Below are 20,760 nucleotides of genomic sequence, written 5' to 3' on the forward strand. Positions count from 1 at the left end.
TCACCAGCGAGCTAGATGACTACATCCACTGGTATAACTATGAGCGAATCTCATTAACGCTGCAGTGCCTGAGCCCCATGGAATATCGGGCTCAGGCACTCGCGGCATAGACTCTTACTTACCGAGTCCAACTTTCGGGGTCCAGTTCAGTTTCCTTGGCGCCAACCCCCTTCTGTGTCCTGTGTGCAGTTTGGTAGTGCCGTGGGTGGAGTAAGTGCTTTTCTATGACGCAGGGGTGAAATATTGGCGTGCGGCATCATCATAGAACCCCCATAAGGTTGAAGGATGAACTCACCTTTGCCGGTGCGCGGTGCGCACCTTGTTGGATCGATCAATCAGCCCCAGGCCAGTGACACGCTGCGCATCGTCGCCGAAAACCTCGGAGCGGACCTTGCCCGGATTCCCGATGGCGAAGTGGGGGAGCGCTTCCACTGGATCTTATTCCAGGGCACACGATTTGAGGCCGTTCCCGGTTTGGAACGCTTACCGATTGACCCGATCATTGCCGCCGGCTTTGATATTCGTCCGCTAAGACTCGATGGATCTGTGGCCGCTGACGAGCTGGAATTCGGCCCGCTGGGTTATGCGCAGGCGGCCGTGGCCAGCTACAACGAGTTTGCGGCGCTGCGCGATGCCGGGTCCATCGCACTCGGAACTCGTTTTCAGGTCAGCGTGCCGACCGCGCTGGCACCGCTTTCGGCCTTCGTGCTGGGTGACTACCAATCCGCCATCTACCCGGCCTATACCGCGGCCATGCGTCGCGAAATCACCGAAATTATGGCCGGGATTCCTGCCGCGGACCTAGCCATTCAGATCGATTTGGCCACCGAATTCTCCTATATCGAACAGGTCACCCTGCGTGGAAAGAAACCATTTGCATGGTTCGTGCCAGGCGCGGCGGAAGGCGTAGAGGTTCCTACTTTCGAGATCATCGATGCCTGCACCAGCCTTGCCGCCGAATTGGCGCACAGTATTCCCGCGGGAGTCCAGCTGGGATTCCACCTCTGCTACGGAGATATTGCCGAAAAACACTTTGTGGAGCCGGTCGATACAACGAATCTTGTGGCAGTTGCCAACGCGCTGTGTGCCAAAGTGAGCCGACAGGTGGAGTTCTTGCATCTGCCGGTGCCAATTGAACGAAATGACGCGCCGTACTTTGCACCGCTTGAGGAATTGAAGCTGCACCCCGAAACCGTGCTATTCCTGGGGCTGGTGCACCACGAGGACGGGCTGGAGGGTGCCTCGGGTCGGATCGCCGCTGCCAGCCCGGCCCTTGAGCGGGCCGGGGTATCTGGATTTGGAATTGGAACCGAGTGCGGGTTTGGGCGTGGACCGGCCGAACGCACGGCCCCGTTGCTGCAATTGCATGCTCAGATTTTGGCTGCCCACGCGGCCGATTAAGCCATTACCGTGCTCGGTTAAGCCCAGCTCAGGGTCTGCGGCCGTGTCACCATGGACAGCAGAAGGTCTCTGGGTCATCTCGCCTGCATGATGCCCCAGACACCTTGTGGGTATGTCCGCGCGGGGTGTAGCGCTGGTTGCGCCAGAGCCCGGAGAGCGCCGGGGGGGTTAGCCTAGCGAAAGCACTGTGACTCCGGCGGTGCGCAGTTCATCGAACACCGCTGCATTGTTTGCGGGGTTTACCGCGGCGGTCAGCGGCGATATGACGGTTGCCGCAAAGCCCTGAGCCACGGCATCGAGTGCGGTGGCCCGTACACAGTGATCGGTGGCAATTCCCACGATGTCCACGCTAGTGATGAGGTTTTCGCGTAGCCAGTCACCCAACAGTGGGCCCGACTCATCGGAATCGGCTGCACCTTCAATCCCCAGGTGCCCCTCGAAACCCGAATATGCCGCCACAAAGCGTCCCTTGCGGAAGGTTGCATCAATCTCTTGGTGGGCTGGCGTCAGGAGCGGATGCAGCTTTGCCCCGGTGGATCCGGCAACGCAGTGCACGGGCCAGGAATCAAGGTAATCCGGTGTCGGTGAGAAGTGTGTGCCGGGATCGATGTGCCAATCCTGGGTCGTCACAATTTTCGTGTAGCTTCCCTTGCGTGCGACCACATCCTCGGCAATGGCGGTGGCCACCGCGGCTCCACCGGAGACGGCCAGCGAACCACCCTCGCAGAAGTCATTTTGCACATCGACGATGATCAGGGCGCGGTGAGCTGGTGCACCACTGACCTCATCGGGCACCGGAGAATTGCTAGCGTCGGGCAACTGGGTAGTAGTCGATAAATGATGGCTCATGCTCAAGTCCTTACGAAATTGGGGCTAAAGCCCCGCGCTAACTAGTCGATGTAGGTGGTGGGGATGACCGGTTCGCCGCGCTGCAAGCGCCGGGATGCACCGGGCATTTCGGTGATTGAATCCTTGTGGCGGTTGATGGCGCGCGTAACGCCCTCGGCACCGGTCCAGCCTTCCTGTACTTCGCCGTTGAGCACAAATTCTTGCAACAGTACACGGTCATTGCCATCTGCCACAGGTAGTTCTCCCACGCCAATGAGTTCTTCGGTGGCACGTCCGCGCTCATTGAGGCGGCGCAGGGCAAATTTGCGTCCGCCCACCGAGGCCTTGTTCTTTGCCGCCTTGGCCACCGAAACAAATTCACCTTCATCGTTCTGCCTAGAAACCAGCTTATAAACCATCGATGCCGTGGGGTGTCCGGAACCTGTGACAAGTGAGGTGCCAACCCCGTAGGCGTCAACGGGGGCCGACTGCAGGGCAGCTATCGCGTATTCGTCAAGATCCGAGGTGACAAGGATGTGGGTGTTTTCGTTGCCTAGGTCATCGAGCAGGGTGCGGACCCAGCGGGCCTGCTCCACCAAATCCCCTGAATCAAGCCGGACCGCGCCAAGCTCCGGGCCGGCCACCTCTACGGCGGTGCGGACCCCGGCTTCGACATCGTACGTATCAACGAGCAACGTGGTGTTAGCGCCCATCGAGGCGACCTGCGCCTCAAAGGCGGCACGCTCAGAGTCATGTAGCAACGTGAAGGAGTGCGCAGCGGTGCCCACGGTTTTGAGCCCATAACGGTGCCCTGCCTCAAGGTTTGAGGTGGAATCGAAACCGGCGATGATTGCGGCGCGGGCAGCTCCCACCGCGGCTTCCTCATGGGTGCGGCGCGAGCCCATCTCGATGCAGGGGCGGTGCTCGGCCGAGGCGATCATGCGCGAGGCGGCCGAGGCGATGGCACAATCGTGGTTGAGCGCCGAGAGGATATAGGTTTCGAGCACGCAGGCTTCGGCGAAGGTGGACTCGACGATGAGCACCGGGGAGTTGGGAAAGTAGATTTCCCCTTCCGCGTAGCCATAGATATTGCCGGTGAATTTGAAGGTGCGTAGGTACTCGATGGTCGTGTCATCGACGACGTTTCTTTCCTTCAGGAAGGCAAGCTGTTCCCTGCCGAAACGGAAATCTTTCAACCCCTCGAGGATGCGTCCGGTTCCGGCGACGACCCCGTAGCGGCGGCCCTCGGGCAGGCGGCGGGCAAAGGCCTCAAACACGCTGGGGCGGTGGGCGGCCCCAGAATGCAGGGAGGCCTGCAGCATGGTCAGTTCATAGTGGTCGGTGAACAGGGATGTTGGCTGTTGCCACATGCGTTTGGCTCCTCGCGCGGGGAATGTTTCGGGGGTGAAAGCGACGGCGGGTGCTTACGGAAAGACCGAGCGTGCATCATGACGTATGCATTGAGCTGGTGGGTGGGGATCTTTGCCGGCAGAAATCGTAGGGCCATCGTCAGTGCTCTTGTCAGCGGCCCGCCGTGTGGGTATTTAGTTATTGACTACTCTAAACCTGTGCAACGGTTTTGCATTGATTATGCGCCGTGGGCCGTAACGCGTGGCTTGCGTCCTCAGTTAAAAACGAGCGAGGTGCCTAGCACCGCGGGGTTGTTTATGCGCAGCTTGTAGCAGGCAGGATGCATCGACAGTATGAGCAGTCTGCCGGAGCCCATGCTTGTGGCAATCGGTAAGGTGCCCGAAAAGTTGGTGAAGTGGGAGTGAAAGGTGCCGACGGGTTCGCCCAGGGGTGTAGCGGTCGTAGAATGGGGGTATGCCTATGATGACTGCGATGCCCGATGTGCTTGAGCACGTAGAGCAGGTACAAGCTCTGCAAGTTGACCAACCCTATGTCCTGATTGTCTGGAACGATCCGGTGAACCTGATGAGCTACGTTAGCTACGTCTTCCGTTCCTACTTCGGATACTCGGAAACCCGCGCCGAAGAATTGATGATGCAGGTGCACCAGCAGGGTCGTAGCGTGGTAGCCTCCGGGAACCGCGAAAAAATCGAGTCCGATGTTGCGGCAATGCACGGCTTTGGCCTGTGGGCGACGCTGACTAAGGCGGACGCCGCATAACCATGGCACGTGCCTTTAAAAGTTCAATGCGCGGGTATTCCGCGTCGCTGGAAGCTGCCGAACGTAAGCTGATGCGCGGCCTCTTTGAGGATGTCATCGTGCTGCTAGAGCCCGAGCGTGAGGCAGACGAGGATCCCTTGTGGGCGATGGTGGGACTTGATCCCAATGCGCACAAGGACCACTTTGCGGCTCCCACGGACCCGGCGACCAAACGCCTGTTGCCAGATGCAGATCCGGATGATCCGCTGGCGGCCCTTGAATTCCGTCGGCTTTCCGAACGTGGCATCCGGGAGCGGAAGATCGGTGCGTTGCGTGAGGCCGCGATGCTGATGGATTCTGCATCCATTTTGCTCAGCGATGAGACGGCACCACGTTTTGCCGCTGCTATCAACGATGTGCGCTTGGTGCTTGCCGAGCGGCTGAGCCTGGAAACCGAGGAAGATGCCGAGCGCATCCACGCACACGATGATTGGTCGAAGGCCGAATCCGTGGATGAATACCTTGCACTGGTCTATAACTTTGTGACGTGGCTGCAAGAATCGCTCATGCAAGCCATGCTCAAATCGTTGTGAGCTGGGCAACACTGTGGCGTGCTTGCTAGTTGTTAGTAGCTTCTAGCTAGTAGTCTTCGTAGACCATGACAAGTGTGAGTACTAGCGAAATGTTCCCGCTCGGTAAGCCCCGGGCGAATGCGCCCCTGGGTATTTTTGACTCGGGAGTTGGCGGGCTGACTGTTTCGCGCGCCATCATCGACCAACTGCCCGGTGAATCCACCATGTATGTGGGGGATACCGCGAACTCGCCCTATGGCCCGCTGCCTATTGCGCAGGTGCGTGCCAATGCGTTGGGCGTTATGGATGAACTTGTCGATGCCGGAGTGAAGCTACTTGTCATCGCGTGTAACTCGGCATCGTCGGCGGTGCTGCGCGATGCCCGTGAACGCTACACCGCGCGCTACGGGATCCCCGTGGTTGAGGTCATCCAGCCGGCGGTACGTCGCGCCGTCGCGGCAACCCAGAATGGGAAGATCGGTGTCATCGGCACCCTGGCAACTGTTGGATCGCGTGCCTATGAGGACGCATTTGCCGCGGCACCACAATTATCGATTACCTCGGTGGCCTGCCCGCGCTTCGTCGAATTCGTGGAGAACGGGATCACTACCGGCAAGGAATTGCTGGCTACCGCGGAAGAATACTTGGCCCCGCTGAAAGCTGCTGGCGTCGATACGCTGGTGCTTGGGTGCACCCACTATCCGCTGCTGACCGGCGTGATTTCCTATGTCATGGGCGAGTCAGTCACCCTAGTTTCTAGTGCCGAAGAAACGGCCAAGGATGTTTATCGGGAGCTGATGCGACATGATTTGGCGCGTGAAGCTGCCGAATCCCCGACGCATCAATTCCTGGCTACCGGGGATGCACAAAGTTTTGAGGTTTTGGCCCGTCGTTTCCTGGGTCCCGAAGTTTTGGCGGTTGAACAGGTTGACCATGTTGCCGCGCACTATCCAACCGGCTCCATCGCCATGATCACCGAACAGATGGTAGCCCTTTCGAAAGCGAGTGTTTCATGAAGCTGACGATCATTGGCTGTACCGGGTCATTCCCCGGTCCGGGATCGCCCGCCTCCTGTTATCTTGTCAGTGCGTTCGATGGCGAACGTGACTGGAAGATTCTGCTGGATTTGGGCTCCGGTGCGCTCGGTGTGCTGCAACGCTACACCGACATTAAAGATCTGGACGGGATCTTCATTTCCCACCTGCACCCGGATCACTGCATGGACCTTTGTGGCATGCACGTGGCAATTCGTTGGGATCCTAATGGTTGGAACCGGGACAGGATGTTGGTGCATGGCCCCGCAGCTACCGCGGATCGCATGGCCACCGCGTATGGGTTACCTCTGGAAGAGGGCATGCACCCGGATTACGACTTCCAGAACTGGAAAGCACATGAACCGGTGAAGATTGGCCCGTTCTCCATCACTCCGTACCCGGTGCTGCACCCCATCGAAGAGTCATATGCGTTGCGCGTTGAAGCGACCGAGCCGATGGCCGATGGCACCATGCGGACAAGTGTGTTGACCTACTCGGGGGATACCGACTCCTGCCCGGGGCTCATCGAAGCTGCACAAGGTGCGGATATGTTCCTGTGTGAGGCAGCCTTTGAAGAGGGCCGTGACGATGCGATCACCGGTGTGCACCTGACCGGGCGCCGCGCGGGTCAGGCCGCAACCGAGGCCGGGGTTGAACGCCTGCTGCTGACGCACATCCCGGTCTGGACAGATATTAATACCGTGGTTAACGAGGCCAAGGAAGTGTACTCCGGTGGCATTGCCGTTGCGGTCTCCGGGGTGACCTATGGAGTTTGGTCTGGTTCGCAGCTGGGTACACCCAAGGCGATGCCCACCGCTCCGGTATCGATTGTGCGTTCGGGTGCGAACCGCGAATGGCCCGGCGTGTTGTCACGAAAAAGCAAGAAACGTAAATAACCAGTTGCTGGGCCGGTAGTTATCCGCGCATGCAGCAACCCGGAGCGTTGCTCCCTCTTCTTCTAACCGTTGGGGAGCAGCGCTGCGTGGCGCACGTATTATTGCCACGAAATCGGCGCGGGGACCTAGGGTAAGCGCTGCTCTGGGTTATGCGCATGAAGGGGCGTCAAGGGGCTAGGTGCTGAGTCCAAGGCGGAGGCACGCAACAAGGCGCACTAGACTTGAAGCCATGACTTCAGCATCAACTTCAGTAGTGCGCGCCGATGGCCGCGCAGTAGATCAACTCCGCCAGGTAACCATTACCCGTGGCTGGTCCAAGCAGGCCGAGGGTTCGGCACTGATCGAATTCGGCAATACCAAGGTTTTGTGCACCGCTTCCTTCACCGAGGGTGTGCCGCGCTGGCTCAAGGGCCAGGGCACCGGTTGGGTTACCGCCGAATATGCGATGCTGCCTCGTGCGACCAACACCCGCAACGGCCGCGAGTCGGTTAAGGGCAAGATTGGTGGCCGCACCCACGAGATTTCGCGCCTGATCGGCCGCTCACTGCGTGCCGTCATCGACACCAAAGCCTTGGGCGAAAACACCATCGTGCTTGACTGTGATGTATTGCAGGCAGACGGTGGAACCCGCACCGCGGCGATCACCGGCGCCTATGTGGCGCTGGCCGAAGCCATCGAATGGGCACGAAGCAAGAACATCGTCAAGAAGAACGCCACGGTGCTCACCGATTCGGTGGCCGCGATTTCCGTGGGCATCATCGACGGGGTTCCGATGCTTGACCTTCCGTACGTTGAGGATGTCGATGCGGAAACCGACATGAACGTGGTTGTTACCGGGTCCGGTGACTTCGTTGAGGTGCAGGGAACCGCCGAGGGAGTGCCGTTCAAGCGTGCCGAACTCGACGCACTGCTGGATCTGGCGCTGGTTGGCACCACCGAGCTGACCCGCATCCAGACCGAAACCCTGGGGCGCTAAGCATGGGCGCCACCCCGCGCCTAGTGCTTGCCACTCACAACCAAGGCAAGCTGCGCGAACTACGTGAACTATTGCGCGGGCAGATCCCGGGCCTTGACGTTGACAGGCAGGTTGTTGATGCCGGGGCCGTGGGTGCACCGGATGTCGTTGAAGACCAAGTGAGCTTTGCCGGCAATGCGCTGCTAAAGGCTCGGGCCGTTTCGGCTGCCACCGGGTTGGTGGCGATTGCCGATGACTCCGGGCTGGCCGTTGAAGTGCTGGGTGGCGCGCCGGGAATCTTTTCCGCCCGCTGGGCCGGGCGCCACGGCGATGATGAGGCGAACATCGACCTATTGCTCGCTCAGTTGGGTGATGTGGCGCAGGAGCATCGCGGTGCGGCATTTATGTGCGCTGCAGCATTGGTGACTCCCGAGGGGCACGAAGCAGTTGAATTGGGGAGCCTGCCCGGCACGCTTTTGCGTGAACGCCGCGGTAATGGCGGATTTGGCTATGACCCGATCCTGCAGCCCGAGGGCTACTCGATCTCGGTGGCCGAGTTGAGCAGCGAAGAGAAAAACGCGATCAGCCATCGTGGTAAGGCCTTTAGGGCGTTGCTGCCGCAGATCGTGAAGGCGCTCTCCGCCGCATAGGGGGGTGCGCTTTCTAGGCGGCTTGTTGCCGGTACTCCTTCTGGAGGGATTGCCGGCGCAGGTCGCTTTTGCGTTGGTGAGGTGGCGCTGTGCCAGTGCCCAAGGGATCATCTCGCCTAAGGTTGAAGGTAGGTCAATAATCGTTGAATACAGACGGAGAAGTTGTGGATACATTTATCAAGGGTCCATCCAAGCGCGATGTTGCTGGGATGAAGGCTGCCTTCGCACAGGTTGCGGAGTCTGATGTTATTTCCGTGTTGTTCAAGAACAAGCGCTTCGGCAATTTCCTGATCACCGGTGCCGCGCACCTAACGGTTCTCGATGATCTGATGGTTGGCGGGCTCAATGCCGCAGCGGCCGCGAAGGAAGCCAAAAGCGCCGATGGCGGCAAGGAAATGTTGCGACAGCCAGATGCCGGGGTGCGTGCCTTCCCTGCGGTGTTCGAGGGCGAATTTGCTCCTACGCCAAGTTCCGCGGACCAGCTGGGTCATGGGGATTTGGTTGTAGCCTCGTTCAACCAGTCGCCCTACGGTGATTTTGTGATTACCGGTGTGGTGACGGAAGCCGAGAACGATGCCAAGTATCTGATGGTTGGGCCTTGGATCCTGAACTCTCAGGATGGTTCAGCACCACGCTTAGGTGGAGTGCAGCTGATCGCCGGTGCAGGTACACACGTGGCACCGGTTCCGACAAAGCGTGGGCTTGTTGAATTCGATGGCTAGTTGATCGCTGGGTTGAACGAGCTTTAGCTTGAGCCAATAATGCATGACCCCGGAGTTTGCGCACAAATAGAGGTGCAGCTTTCGTGGAGGAACGGTCCTGCACGCGCCCTTATTGAGGGGTATTGCGTGCAGGACCGTCGTCATTTCCGCCTGGGGGTAGCGAAAACGGTTTTAGAAAAGTGATGGTGAATCCGGTGGCGATTCGCTACGTCGGGTTTTCGGATTTGGGGGTGGTTGGTAGGGGTTTTGGGCCCAGTTCCGCCAAAAATTGTTACGTCGTAGTTTTTGTTCCGGGTCAAGATGTTTGGGCAGTCTGACGCTATAGAGTCCGTCGGTGTCTCTGACGATCTGGATGAGGTCATCGTGTCGGTCTAGGTGGTGGCCTCGGCAGAAGGGCCCACCGTCTTCAATTTTGGTGCTGCCTCCGAGGGCGAAGTCTTCGACATGATCGATTTCGCAGTGTTCTGGCGGCACGGTGCACCCCGGATAGATACACCCGCCGTAAAGGGCGAGGATGGCTTCGCGCATGTAGTCGGGGAAGAACCGTTGCTCCCTACCCAGGTCCAGGATTTGAGATTTACCATCCAAGACCATCGGGATGACCCCGCTGGTACATAGGGCGTGTCTGAGTTCGGCGGCCGTGAGGTGTTTGCCGTGCCCGGTAATCCCATGCGTGCTCGCTAGTTCTTGAAGTTCTTTCAAGGTGGCTACGACAAAAAGTTTGGGACTGGGGAGGCCGGTGATTTTGGTGCTGCCGGTAGGTTTTCCTGCCGCCCGGATCAAATTCAATAGTCCTTGGAGGTGGCGTTGAGGCACCGTGAGCCCATCATCAAAAGTGGTCACGTCCGGGATTCCAGTAGTGGCTCCGCTGTTGGTGCCTTGAATTGGGGTGGAGAACCCATTGCTGGGGGTGGGTGGGTCGAGGGTGAGTTCGTGGATGCGGTGCGGATCGGTCAGTGGGTCTCCGGTGGCCGGATCGACCAGAAAATCGGGGAAGCTCAGCGAGACTTCGGAGGCAGCGGAGTCAGGAATGGTGGTCGGTGGGCAGTCGGCGCTGTTGGGAACAGCGTTTGATGGGCTGCTGGTGTCTGAAACAGTAGATTCTTCTGGCCCAGGGGCTGCGGGGTTGGTGGCCAGGGCTTGGGCGGCGAGTGCGCTGCGGTCTCCGGCCTTGGTGCGGGCGTTATCGATGCTGGCACACATGGCCAAGAGTTCTTCGGCATCCTTAGGCATGACGCGCAGGATGAATTCTTCGAGCCCATCAATACATCCGCGATGATGCATGCCAAGCCTGGAACGCATGATTTCTGGAGGAAGTTCGGTTTTTCCGTCGGTGAGCGAGTTTTTGATGCCGGCAAAAAGTTTGTTGGTACTCCGTGAATCCTCATGCACCACCGACTCGGCGACCTGGGTTTCAAGGTCTTGAGCCAACCCGGCCGGATCAGTGGTGGTGTTGATGTGCGGGGCTAAATCTTCCAGCTTTTTAGCTCCTGTCTTCAAATCCCCCGGGTCCGCATTGCCTTCGGCCAGATCCTTGGCCAAGCGTGGAAACATCGGCGGGGTTTGGGCTCCGCTGGCATCGGTGCCGGGTAAGAACCGGTGGGTGGCTTCCACCCGGTCACGAGCGGCGAAAAAGTTTATGTGCAGGATCCCGGTGAGCAACGAGGTGGTGTCCTTGAAGACTGGTCTGCCGGTGGGGACGGTGCGTGGATCCTGCGGAAGTTCAACATTTCCGGCTAGATACTCGGTGGGGTCGTCGTGCACCTGTCGCAACGTCGTGAACGTTGCTTGGGGTAGTTCGTGAGCAAGGGTGCGTTCGGCGGTACGTGCGGCCAAGAGTTGTCCGTGGGCGATGGTGCGATGAAGATCTTCCACGGTGTGGGCGAAGAGGATGGCCCGGACCGGAGAGTTGGTGTGTGCGGCGACCCGACGAGTTAATTCCTTGACCATTTGTTGGGCGGTGATCAGGGCGCGTAGTTCATCATCCGGTGACACCTGGTGTCCCGGAGTACCACCAGTGGTGGTGAGATTGATGAACTGATCGGTTTGCATACCCACCAGCATGACCCCACACAAGAGTCCGTGGGCAAGGAGACGAAAATCTGTGGATAAGTATTTTTGTCCCCGGGAAGCACCCGAAACAGTGCGGAACAGTGGTGCGGTGCCGGAGAAGTGCTACCCCAAGTTAGCCGAGCATAGGTAGCTGGTGGTTTTGCAGGTAGCTGTCTTCTCGGGAGTAGTTGGTGAAGTACTCGTAGTAGGGGTCTGGGCTCGCCGGCTGGTGGGCGGGTGATTGAAGAAGCCAGTCGATTTGGGCGCCGATGGTTTGTGCGTAGGTGCCCACGGGGTGATAGCCCAGGGCCAAGGATGCGGAGGTGTCCAGCACAATGGGCGGAGTGTAATTCCAAGGATGATCGCCAAGCGGTGCTACGTCGTCGTCATCGATGGGCAGGTGATTGGCACAGCTGGCGTCGTCAAGCAAGATTTCCTGCCACTGGTGCCCCAAATACGTGGCGATGGTGAGTGCGATGGTGCGGGCATTGGGAGCATCAGGGTCAGCCGAATTCAGAATCCGGGTTCCGGGCTGCGCGGCAACCGTTTCGATCAGGGCAGCGGTGTTGGTGGCAGCCGTGGTGTGGTCGGCACCGCGGCCTGAATTGGCCAAGAAGATGGCCGGGCGGCGATCGAGAATGCGTTTGACGAAAACCCATTCGCGCGGGTTGGCCGCGTGGGCACCGTGAACCTTGGAAGGGCGGATGATGGTGACGTTGGCCCCGGCATCGAGCAACACATGTTCGGCGGCGATCTTGTTGGTGCCATAGCCCGTCGCCGAGCGGTAGTCATCGTGGGCAGGGGCCAAGGTGGGCGCGGATTCGGTTATGGGGGTTTCGAAGCGTGGTGGGGTTTCGGAATTGACGTGGTTGCCAAACGCATCGATGTAGACGGCTTTGCTGGAGAGCATCACCGTTGAATCGATGCTAGAAAGATGAGGGAGCAGCAATTGTGCGTCGGCAGGGGTGTAACAGGCAGCGTCGAGCACTAGGTTTGCTCCGTGACCGATGGCGTGGGCCAGTTCGGTGTGGTTGGTGCGGTCCGAGGCGATGAATCGTCCCCCGGCGCTGAGGAGCGATGCTGGCATCTTGGTGGGATTGCGTCCCGTGAGATCAACTTGCCAGCCGGCGGCCAGCAGCCGCTCGGCCGCGGCAATGCCCAGCACGCCCGTGCCACCGAGGATCAGGGCGCGCTTCATGCCTGGGACGGTGAGAATTGGTCGGCTAATGGGGTTTGCTCCGGGAGTTGTCCGGTGGCGCCGAAAGCCATCATTGCCGAGCGAAGGTGATCCGGGGTGAGCATGAACTTGGGTTCAAGTTCTTCCCAGCCCGGTTCCTTGACGGCGCGTGAAAAGTTTGCGTGGGTGGTGCCGATGGGTAGTTCTTCATTTAGCCCATCACCCTGACCCATCAGGCTCAGATGGTAGATCCACGTGGAGCCATCGGCCTCAACGTGTTTGAAGGTTGCCTCGAAGACCGCGCGTTCGGCCGGGATCGAGTCAACACATTCGTCGTAACGCTCATTGAGGGTGTCCATCCAGGTGTCAAAACCTTCTTCCTGTCCTACGCGGATGCGGGATCGTGAGAGTTCAAGACGCAGGCCCTCGGGGACCGAGGGAGGCATCGGGTGGCCGGGAAAATCGCGTGGCTCGGGACGAAAAGGGGTGTGCGGTGTTGGTTGATCCATGGTTTTATCCTGCCATGACGTGGGTCAATGTGTGATCCGTGGCATGCGGAGAGAGGGTGATGGAGAAATGAGATGGGGGAAAATGAATTTGGGGTGGAGTCAAGAAAACAGCTAGCGCTTGAAGAAAAGAGGGGCTTGACGAAAAGCGGTGAGCCCGACCAATCCCGTTGTGGGAATGGTCGGGCTCACCCTGGGTATGAGATTCATGGTGGGGCGTTATGCGTCCAAGAGTTGACGCAGCACGTACTGCAGGATGCCGCCGTGGCGGTAGTAGGCCTCCTCCGCGGGGGTATCGATGCGTACACGCATCTGGATTTCGCGTTTGACTCCCTTGCGTCCGATGGTCACCGTGACCTCGTCGGGCAACTGATTGGTGTGTTGCAGCCCGCCGATGGAGAAGGTTTCCTTACCGGTGAGCCCCAGGGACTCTGCGGTTTCACCGTCGCGGAATTGCAGCGGAAGTACGCCCATGCCGATCAGGTTTGAACGGTGGATGCGTTCAAACGATGTGGCAAGCACAGCCTTGACACCCAGGAGCAAGGTGCCCTTGGCAGCCCAGTCGCGCGAGGAACCCGAGCCGTAGTCCGAGCCGGCGAGGATGACCAGTGGAGTTGAGCCCTTGGCGTAGGCAAGTGAGGCATCGAAAATGCTCATGTTGGTCTTCGTCGGTAGGTGGCGGGTGAAGCCGCCCTCGATCTCCGGAACCAGTTTATTGCGCAGCCGCACGTTGGCGAAGGTGCCGCGGATCATCACGTGGTGGTTGCCGCGTCGTGATCCATAGGAGTTGAAGTTTGCCGGCTCCACACCGCGTTCCATGAGGTAGGCCCCTGCCGGGGAATCCTTCCGGATGGCACCGGCCGGGGAGATATGATCCGTGGTGACCGAATCTCCCAGGTAGGCCAGCACTCGGGCTCCGGTGATATCTGTAATGTCTTCCGGGTCGCGACCCACACCGTCAAAGTAGGGTGGGCGTTGGACGTAGCTTGAGGACTCGTCCCAGGCGAATTGGTCGCCCTCCGGGATGATCATCGAGCGCCAGTTCTCGTCCCCGTGGTAAACATCCGCGTAGCCGCGGGTGAACATTGCCGCCTCCACATTTGCGTCGACAACTTCCTTGATTTCCGCACCGGTCGGCCAAATGTCTTTCAGGAAGACCGGGGCACCATCGGTATCTTCGCCCAGGGGTTCGGTCAGCAGATCCACGTGCATGGACCCGGCAAGCGCGTAGGCGATGACCAAGGGTGGGGAGGCCAAGAAGTTCATCTTGACCTCGCCGTGGATGCGGCCCTCAAAGTTGCGGTTGCCCGAGAGGACCGAGGCTACCGAGAGATCGTGGGTGTTTACCGCGTTGGAGACCGCCGGAATCAGCGGGCCGGAGTTGCCAATGCAGGTGGTGCAGCCATAGCCGACCAAGTTGAATCCCAAGGTCTCCAGGTATGGGGTCAGCCCGGCACGTTCGAAGTAGTCGGTGACTACGCGCGAGCCCGGTGCCAGTGTGGTTTTGACCCACGGTTTGGAGCGTAGGCCCTTTTCGACGGCCTTTTTGGCCAACAGTGCCGCCCCGAGCATGACCGAGGGGTTCGAGGTGTTGGTGCAGGAGGTGATGGCGGCAATGACGACCGAGCCGTGATCAAGGGTTTCGGTGGACCCATCGAGCAGAATTTGTGTGGGGTCGCTGGGCCACTCGGTAATAGGGGTTGAAGCGGCGGTTCCTTCCGGGGTGCCATGGGGTGGTTCGTCGCGTTCGATGCGGGTGGAAATGGCGACCGGGTCGCTGGCCGGGAAGGAATCTGCCGCGGCATCGTCCAACCCTCCGGCAATTGCTTCCTCATGTGTTTCGCCCGCGAGTAGCCTGCGCACCGCGGTTTGCGTTGCCGAAAGCGGGATGCGGTCCTGTGGGCGTTTGGGGCCGGCCAGCGAGGGGACGACCGTGCCAAGATCCAGCTCAACGACCTGGCTGAAGTCCGGGATGTGGGTTGGATCGTGCCACAGGCCCTGTTCCTTGGCGTAGGCCTCGACGAGTTTGATCTGGTGTGGGTCGCGCCCGGTGAGCCGCAGATAGTCGAGGGTTTCTTCGTCGATGGGGAACAGCGCGCCGGTGGAACCGTATTCGGGGGACATGTTCCCCAGCGTGGCGCGGGTTGCCAATGGGACGTTTGCCACGCCGGGGCCGAAGAAGTCGACGAATTTGCCCACCACGCGGATCTTACGCAAAAGTTCGGCAACCGTGAGGACCAGGTCGGTGGCGGTGGTGCCCTCGGGGAGTTCGCCGGTGAGCTTGAGTCCGAGAACTTGGGGGATCAGCAAGCTCATGGGTTGGCCGAGCATTGCTGCCTCTGCCTCGATGCCGCCCACGCCCCAGCCCAACACGCCTAGTCCATTGACCATCGGGGTGTGAGAGTCCGTGCCGACCAGGGTGTCCGGGTAGGCGGCGGTGCTGCCATCGGGATTGTCGCGGGTGAAGACCACGCGGGAGAGATATTCGAGGTTGACCTGGTGACAGATCCCGGTATCTGGTGGGACGACCAGAAAGTCGTCGAATGAGTGTTGGGCCCAGCGCAGAAGTTGGTAGCGTTCCTGGTTGCGGGCGAATTCCAAATCCGAGTTAATGCTGAAGGCATCGTTGCGGGCAAAGACATCGGCAATTACCGAGTGGTCAATGACCAGTTCGGCGGGGATCAGCGGGTTAACCTTTTTGGGGTCTCCGCCCAGCTCGGTCATGGCATCGCGCATTGCCACAAGGTCCACGACGCAGGGGACCCCGGTGAAGTCTTGCATGAGCACGCGGGCGGGTGTGTATTGAATTTCCGAGCTGGCCTCGGAGGTCGGGTCCCAGGCGGCTAGCGCGTTGATTTGTTCGGTGGTCACTAGCCGCCCGTCTTCGTTACGCAAGAGGTTTTCCAGCAGCACCTTGAGGCTATAGGGGAGTCGTGCGGAGTTTTTGATGGCATCGAGCCGGTGGATTTCGTAGGATTTGTCATCGACAGTGAGCGTGGATTTGGCGTTGAAGGTGTTGGAAAGTGTTGAGCTATTGCTTGACATAAGGAGGTTCCGGCTCTTTCTGCACTATTCCGGGTGGCCTGGGCAAGCCCGAGGGGCCCCGGAAGGACTGAACAAGATTTCACACGAGGGACAAACATTTAGCAGATTGCGGCAACCTCCTCCCGAAACCCCAGATAGCGATCTATTGGTCAGCTCAAGCGGCTCAATAGTGGGTAGTGGTGTACTCGTGGCGCACACCACTACTTTCAACCTACCGGTGGGCGAGGGATTTGAACATGGGCATCAGCCGCGGCAAAGACTCGTACTGGATGTTGACCCCCAGGGTCTTTTGGCACGTCATCTGGGTCTTGGGTGCCAAGTCATGTGGGCGATGAATGCTTGACGTTTAGGTGCGTGAGCGGGTAGAGATATGGGCATCGGAGAACGCCGGAATCGGGGGAGCATGAAAAAGTTTTCACTTACCGCCATTGCACGCACACAGAGGCGCACCGCGGCCACGGTTTCCAGCGGCCGGGCCGCTAGCACGGTATTCGGCGGTCACGAGCATACGCTGCGTCAGACGGTGATTGCCCTGGCGGCCGGAACGGCGCTCAAAGAGCATGTGAATCCGGGAGAAGCCACGGTGTTGGTGCTTTCCGGGCGGATTCGGCTGACAAGTGGTGAGCATCAGTGGGAGGGCCGCGATGGTGACATGTTGATCATGCCCTCGGGGTACTCGCAGATTACCGCGTTGGAGGAATCTGCCATGCTGCTCAGTGTTGCCAAGACCGATCGTGCGGTAGCCGCGGCGACCGCATAGGAGTATGCCCTGCTGCGACCTTGGGCGGGTGAAGTCTGCGGCGGATTACTTCTAACGCTTTTTTGAGCGACGATTTTTGCCCGCCAGCAGCTGGTTCCGGCCCTTGAGGACCCCGCTCGGATCGAATACCTGCCCAGAGAGCGGGGCAAGGGCGTAGAGCGAACCGTGTTTGATGAGCTTGGCCATGCGTTTTTCTTCGCGTCGAACTTCCGTGAAAAGATCTTGGAAGCTGGCGGCTGCTTGCTTGTTTGAGGCAGTGCCCGGACATTGGTAATGAATTGGCTCATTGAGTGACGCTGCCGCATCGTATTGCACGATAAAGTCCGATCCGATCTCGCTGGCAATCTTTTTGGCCAGCGTGATGCCGGCGCGCGTGAAGCGATCCTCTAGTCCGCGGGAGGCAAATTCGTGGTCACGATTCAGCGAATCGTAAAACAACTGCTCCCAGGCCATGAGTTCTTCGATCAGCGATGCACTGAGGCCGGTTTGTGAATAGTTGATGGGTTCACTGATCCACAGCACCGTATCGGCATAGTCGGGAAACATGCGCAGAACGTGAGGCCGGTGGGCATTCGGGTGCCAAACCGTGGGTTGCTGCGCATCGGAAGTCATGAAGCGATCCTAATCTCTTGTGTGCGGCAGTTGGTGAGGTGTTCGCCACAACACATACGAAGTCACAGTATTTCTTCGGGTTGGTAGGGGAGACTAAATGGTGATGACGACTTTGATTGCGCTACAGGCCGCGGCCGCCACTACCAATGGCGATAGCCTGATTACCCGTTTTGCCGACTGGGCGGTGAACCTAATGGAAATCATTGGGGCACCCGGTGCCGCTTTGGCCATTGCCTTGGAGAATCTTTTCCCTCCGCTGCCATCCGAAGTGATTCTGCCGTTGGCGGGCTTTACCGCGAGTCGTGGCTCCTTTAGCCTCTTTGAGGCGTTGCTCTGGACAACCATCGGATCGATCGTTGGTGCCTATGCGCTGTACTGGGTGGGTCGTGCGCTGGGTCGTGAACGTACCCGGGCAATCTTTGGTTGGTTGCCGCTGGTGGACCTCGAAGATGTTGACAAGGTTGAGGGCTGGTTTGACCGTAATGGTTCCAAGGCCGTGTTCTTTGGTCGGATGATCCCGATTTTCCGTTCGCTGATTTCCATTCCGGCCGGCGTGACCAAGATGAATCAGGGCAAGTTCCTGGGGCTGACGCTTGCCGGCTCGTTGATCTGGAACTCGATCTTTGTACTTTCCGGCTACTACTTGGGTGAAAACTGGCACATCGTTGAAACCTATGCCGATGTGTTCCAGAAGATCGTCATCGTTGCGGTTATCGTGCTCATTGCTGTGTGGGTGGTGTTCAAGGTTCGTAAGCGTAAAAACCGCGTTGCAAGCCCGGCGCTAGAGAACGACAGCACCGAGAAGTAAACCTTCTTCGGTGCTCCAAATACCCGGTCATTGCTCAGTTTCCTCTAGTGGAACCGGTAATGACCGGGTTTTTTGTATCCGCAAACTAGGTGGAGCGGCCCGGTACAAGGCTTCACAGCATGCCGGGTAAACGCGACTATATCTCTCACAATGTGACCAATAGTTGTACGAAAAAGAGGCATGGCGCAAGCCCCGGCCCTAAAAAACTAGGTATTGTTTTTTCGGGCAGCCAAACACACCAGCTCTATTCTCATAGAGCAACGAAAGAACACGATGCCAACATTTAGCAGATTCACCCTCCCTGCGGTCGCCACCGCTGCAGCCCTGGTCCTCACCGGCTGTGGCAGCTCGGGTTTTGAATCAGCAGCCCAGCCCGAGGACACCGTCTACTGCGTCGATGAGAACAACGTGGTCGTCGACGAGGCACAGTGCGAGGCCGAAACCAACGCGACCGGCAGCAACACGCACAATTCCGTGGGAAGCTCCCTGTTTCTGTGGTACATGGTTGGTCGCTTTACCTCGGGTCTGCGCCCGGGCGCCAAACTCGACCCGGCCATGTCCAACCACCGCGTCCAAACCACCGACCCCGTCGGGCGGAGTGCAGCAGGACTGAGCCCGACGGGACCCGTGAGGAACGGGCAGAGCGCGGGCTTCGGAAAATCCGGCACCAGCAAACAAGGACCGACCCCTGGAAAGTCCGGCAAACCCGGCGGCTTTGGCGGCAGTTCCGGAACGGGAGGCTAAGACCCATGAAACGCATAATGACCACGGCACGCACAAACTATCTCGAAAAGGTCCACGCCACGGGCCTGGTCTACACCCACGAGAATCCGTCCAGCCCCCACCCGGAGCTCTACCGCTACTGGCGCGATGACGCCTACTACAAGTTCTCGTTGGCCGAGATTCAGCTCCTTGAAGAGGCGTCCAAGACAGTCTTTGCGATGCTTGAGGAAGCTGGTGATTGGCTGCTCTCCCCGGAAGGTGCTGTGGACCTGTCCCGGTTCGGCATCCCCGCACCGATGATGCGCTCGGTCGTCGAAAGCTGGAACGAGGAACCGGCCTGCGGGAGCGTTTATGGCCGCTTTGACTTCCGTTTTGGCGGGCTCGATCACGCGGATCCGCAGATGCGGGTACCGGTGCTCTACGAATTCAATGCCGACACCCCGACGTCACTGGTTGAATCGCTGACTCAATGGCAGTGGTTCGAAGACAACGCGCACCTGGGCCAGACACAGTTCACCAACATGTACGAAGACCTTGTGGCGGCCTGGCGCCGGAACATCGACCTGGTGAGCGCCAAGATCGGCCATGAACCCGTGGTCTATTTTGCCTGCAGCAACCAGGACCCCAGCCACGAGGACGAAATGAACACACTCGTGCTACGCGACACCTGTGTGGCCGCCGGCTACCGGACCGAGACCATCTACATCGAAAACCTGTGGCTCGATGCCGACGGCCACTACTGCGCCGGCGAATCAGGTGAGCGCATTGAGGTCATCTTTAAGCTCTATCCCTGGGAGCATATGGTGCACGAGCCTCAGGCCCAGGCACTCTTCGATGATCTGCAACGCTGCGGCTTCAACGGTGCACCCTATGCTGGGGGCACCATCTGGATCGAACCGCCCTACAAGATGCTGTGGAGTAACAAGGCGATTCTGCCGGTGCTCTGGAAGCTCTTTGGCAACGATCCGGCCCGGGCGCAGTACCTGATCCCGGCATGGTTCGAGGATCGGGCCCCGTACCTGGATTTACCTCACGGTTATGTCCGTAAACCTCTGCTCAGCCGCGAGGGTGCCGATATCACCGTCACCATGCCCAATGGAGAGATGACCCACGGGGAGTTTCAGGGCTACGGCGAAGAGGGGTTCATTGTTCAGGGCCTTGCCCTGCCGCCGACCTTCCGCCGCGATGATGAGAACACTTTCGTCAGCACGGTGCTGGGCATCTGGATGGTCGATGGCGAACCCTCGGGATTAGCCATCAGGGAAAGCGCAGGTCCCATCACCGATAACTTTGCGAACTTCATTCCTCACGTTATCGGGTACTAGCTACACACAATCGCCGCTTTACTATCTCGCTAGGCCCGATTCAGGCCTTAGTATTCGAAGTCCCCACCACCGGCTATCCATTAGCCGCCGTGCGGCGACCGCGCGTTGGTCAGTTGAACGATTTTCTGCATTCGTGCCGCCGCCGTCCGTGCCTTCTAGAAGTCCTGCCCGCCATCGCCGATCCCTGGGACTGTCGGGTGGTAACGCTGCAGATGGACTCTGCGGGCAAAACGGATGGCCGGGCGAATCAGCATTTCGACACTGCCGATCACGAAAAGCCACGTCGCGGCATAGGCCGTGGAAGGCGAGAAAAACAGGAAACTCCCGACCAGGAACCAAAGTCCGATGAGTAGATCGTTCACGAGGCTGGCAGTCTCGTAGCGTTGGCGGATCACCAATTCTTCGCGTCCGAGATGCAAAATCAGGGGCGGGTCTGGTTGATTGGTGCCGTCCTGTGGCGAAGATGCGCTCATGTCAGGGACTATACCGTCTGGCCCGGGCGAGTCTCGGAAGATCTTTCGATGGCCGTTTGGGCCCACCGGGACGCCGGAATTTCTCCTGGGATACCCCTTGACACTCACCCTC

At 59.1% G+C, this 20,760-nt stretch carries 21 protein-coding genes; 13 read left to right on the top strand and 8 right to left on the bottom strand.

The window, feature by feature from the left end:
- Both CQ018_RS11395 and CQ018_RS11400 read left to right on the top strand, forming a co-directional pair.
- The coding region (locus CQ018_RS11395; protein WP_146111881.1) for an IS3 family transposase at positions 1-110 on the top strand (110 nt) is incomplete at its 5' end.
- A 175-nt stretch (positions 111-285) separates the two neighbouring features.
- A complete protein-coding gene (locus CQ018_RS11400) occupies positions 286-1,401 on the top strand; it encodes a hypothetical protein (protein ID WP_105550141.1) in 1,116 nt (371 codons plus the stop codon).
- 168 nt (positions 1,402-1,569) lie between these two features.
- On the opposite strand, the gene CQ018_RS11405 is transcribed toward CQ018_RS11400, so the two are convergent.
- Both CQ018_RS11405 and CQ018_RS11410 read right to left on the bottom strand, forming a co-directional pair.
- The gene (locus CQ018_RS11405) at positions 1,570-2,250 is read right to left on the bottom strand and encodes an isochorismatase family protein (RefSeq protein ID WP_105550142.1); all 681 of its coding nucleotides are present in this window, start codon (positions 2,248-2,250) and stop codon (positions 1,570-1,572) included.
- A gap of 41 nt (positions 2,251-2,291) precedes the next feature.
- Positions 2,292-3,599, bottom strand: coding sequence for a nicotinate phosphoribosyltransferase (locus CQ018_RS11410; RefSeq protein ID WP_105550143.1), 1,308 nt, complete (start codon positions 3,597-3,599; stop codon positions 2,292-2,294).
- Positions 3,600-4,062: 463 nt separating this feature from the next.
- Here CQ018_RS11410 and clpS point away from each other — a divergent pair, with 463 nt between their 5' ends.
- The 7 genes from clpS (at position 4,063) to CQ018_RS11445 (ending at position 9,167) form a co-directional block, all read left to right on the top strand.
- Positions 4,063-4,359: an ATP-dependent Clp protease adapter ClpS gene (clpS, locus tag CQ018_RS11415; protein WP_105550390.1), complete on the top strand. Its 297-nt coding sequence runs from the start codon at positions 4,063-4,065 to the stop codon at positions 4,357-4,359.
- Between the two features lie 2 nt (positions 4,360-4,361).
- Positions 4,362-4,931: a DUF2017 domain-containing protein gene (locus CQ018_RS11420; protein WP_105550144.1), complete on the top strand. Its 570-nt coding sequence runs from the start codon at positions 4,362-4,364 to the stop codon at positions 4,929-4,931.
- Between the two features lie 65 nt (positions 4,932-4,996).
- Positions 4,997-5,926 (top strand): glutamate racemase, encoded by a 930-nt coding sequence (gene murI, locus CQ018_RS11425; protein WP_374954197.1) that lies wholly within the window; start codon positions 4,997-4,999, stop codon positions 5,924-5,926.
- Positions 5,923-6,840 (top strand): MBL fold metallo-hydrolase, encoded by a 918-nt coding sequence (locus CQ018_RS11430; protein ID WP_105550146.1) that lies wholly within the window; start codon positions 5,923-5,925, stop codon positions 6,838-6,840. Before murI ends, CQ018_RS11430 begins: the two co-directional genes overlap by 4 nt.
- Before the next feature lie 229 nt (positions 6,841-7,069).
- Positions 7,070-7,816 carry a ribonuclease PH gene (gene rph / locus CQ018_RS11435; protein ID WP_105550147.1) on the top strand — a complete coding sequence of 249 codons (747 nt, stop codon included), beginning with the start codon at positions 7,070-7,072 and terminating at the stop codon, positions 7,814-7,816.
- A 2-nt stretch (positions 7,817-7,818) separates the two neighbouring features.
- Positions 7,819-8,445, top strand: a complete 627-nt coding sequence (gene rdgB, locus CQ018_RS11440) for an RdgB/HAM1 family non-canonical purine NTP pyrophosphatase (RefSeq protein ID WP_105550148.1) — start codon at positions 7,819-7,821, stop codon at positions 8,443-8,445.
- A 164-nt stretch (positions 8,446-8,609) separates the two neighbouring features.
- Positions 8,610-9,167: a hypothetical protein gene (locus CQ018_RS11445; RefSeq protein WP_105550149.1), complete on the top strand. Its 558-nt coding sequence runs from the start codon at positions 8,610-8,612 to the stop codon at positions 9,165-9,167.
- Positions 9,168-9,338: 171 nt separating this feature from the next.
- Here the strand turns inward: CQ018_RS11445 and CQ018_RS11450 are convergent, their stop codons facing one another.
- The 4 genes from CQ018_RS11450 to CQ018_RS11465 form a co-directional block, all read right to left on the bottom strand.
- Positions 9,339-11,219: an HNH endonuclease signature motif containing protein gene (locus CQ018_RS11450; RefSeq protein ID WP_181149853.1), complete on the bottom strand. Its 1,881-nt coding sequence runs from the start codon at positions 11,217-11,219 to the stop codon at positions 9,339-9,341.
- A 133-nt stretch (positions 11,220-11,352) separates the two neighbouring features.
- The gene (locus tag CQ018_RS11455; RefSeq protein ID WP_105550150.1) at positions 11,353-12,417 is read right to left on the bottom strand and encodes an NAD-dependent epimerase/dehydratase family protein; all 1,065 of its coding nucleotides are present in this window, start codon (positions 12,415-12,417) and stop codon (positions 11,353-11,355) included.
- The gene (locus CQ018_RS11460) at positions 12,414-12,905 is read right to left on the bottom strand and encodes a DUF6176 family protein (RefSeq protein ID WP_105550151.1); all 492 of its coding nucleotides are present in this window, start codon (positions 12,903-12,905) and stop codon (positions 12,414-12,416) included. Before CQ018_RS11460 ends, CQ018_RS11455 begins: the two co-directional genes overlap by 4 nt.
- A gap of 216 nt (positions 12,906-13,121) precedes the next feature.
- A complete protein-coding gene (locus CQ018_RS11465) occupies positions 13,122-15,947 on the bottom strand; it encodes an aconitate hydratase (protein WP_105550152.1) in 2,826 nt (941 codons plus the stop codon).
- A gap of 403 nt (positions 15,948-16,350) precedes the next feature.
- Here CQ018_RS11465 and CQ018_RS11470 point away from each other — a divergent pair, with 403 nt between their 5' ends.
- Positions 16,351-16,707, top strand: coding sequence for a cupin domain-containing protein (locus CQ018_RS11470; RefSeq protein ID WP_105550153.1), 357 nt, complete (start codon positions 16,351-16,353; stop codon positions 16,705-16,707).
- A 51-nt stretch (positions 16,708-16,758) separates the two neighbouring features.
- Here CQ018_RS11470 and CQ018_RS11475 read toward each other — a convergent pair whose 3' ends face one another.
- Positions 16,759-17,319, bottom strand: coding sequence for a hypothetical protein (locus CQ018_RS11475; RefSeq protein WP_105550154.1), 561 nt, complete (start codon positions 17,317-17,319; stop codon positions 16,759-16,761).
- A 103-nt stretch (positions 17,320-17,422) separates the two neighbouring features.
- On the opposite strand from CQ018_RS11475, the gene CQ018_RS11480 reads away from it, so the two are divergent.
- The 3 genes from CQ018_RS11480 (at position 17,423) to CQ018_RS11490 (ending at position 20,175) form a co-directional block, all read left to right on the top strand.
- The gene (locus tag CQ018_RS11480; RefSeq protein WP_105550391.1) at positions 17,423-18,127 is read left to right on the top strand and encodes a DedA family protein; all 705 of its coding nucleotides are present in this window, start codon (positions 17,423-17,425) and stop codon (positions 18,125-18,127) included.
- Between the two features lie 273 nt (positions 18,128-18,400).
- Complete coding sequence (locus CQ018_RS11485; protein WP_105550155.1) at positions 18,401-18,871, top strand: hypothetical protein; 471 nt, start codon at positions 18,401-18,403, stop codon at positions 18,869-18,871.
- Positions 18,872-18,876: 5 nt separating this feature from the next.
- Positions 18,877-20,175 (top strand): glutathionylspermidine synthase family protein, encoded by a 1,299-nt coding sequence (locus CQ018_RS11490; protein ID WP_105550156.1) that lies wholly within the window; start codon positions 18,877-18,879, stop codon positions 20,173-20,175.
- A 155-nt stretch (positions 20,176-20,330) separates the two neighbouring features.
- Here the strand turns inward: CQ018_RS11490 and CQ018_RS11495 are convergent, their stop codons facing one another.
- The gene (locus tag CQ018_RS11495) at positions 20,331-20,648 is read right to left on the bottom strand and encodes a YrhK family protein (RefSeq protein ID WP_105550157.1); all 318 of its coding nucleotides are present in this window, start codon (positions 20,646-20,648) and stop codon (positions 20,331-20,333) included.
- Between the last annotated feature and the right edge of the window lie 112 nt (positions 20,649-20,760).

It is taken from the genome of Arthrobacter sp. MYb227, from assembly GCF_002975435.1.
Taxonomy (GTDB): Bacteria; Actinomycetota; Actinomycetes; order Actinomycetales; family Micrococcaceae; genus Paeniglutamicibacter.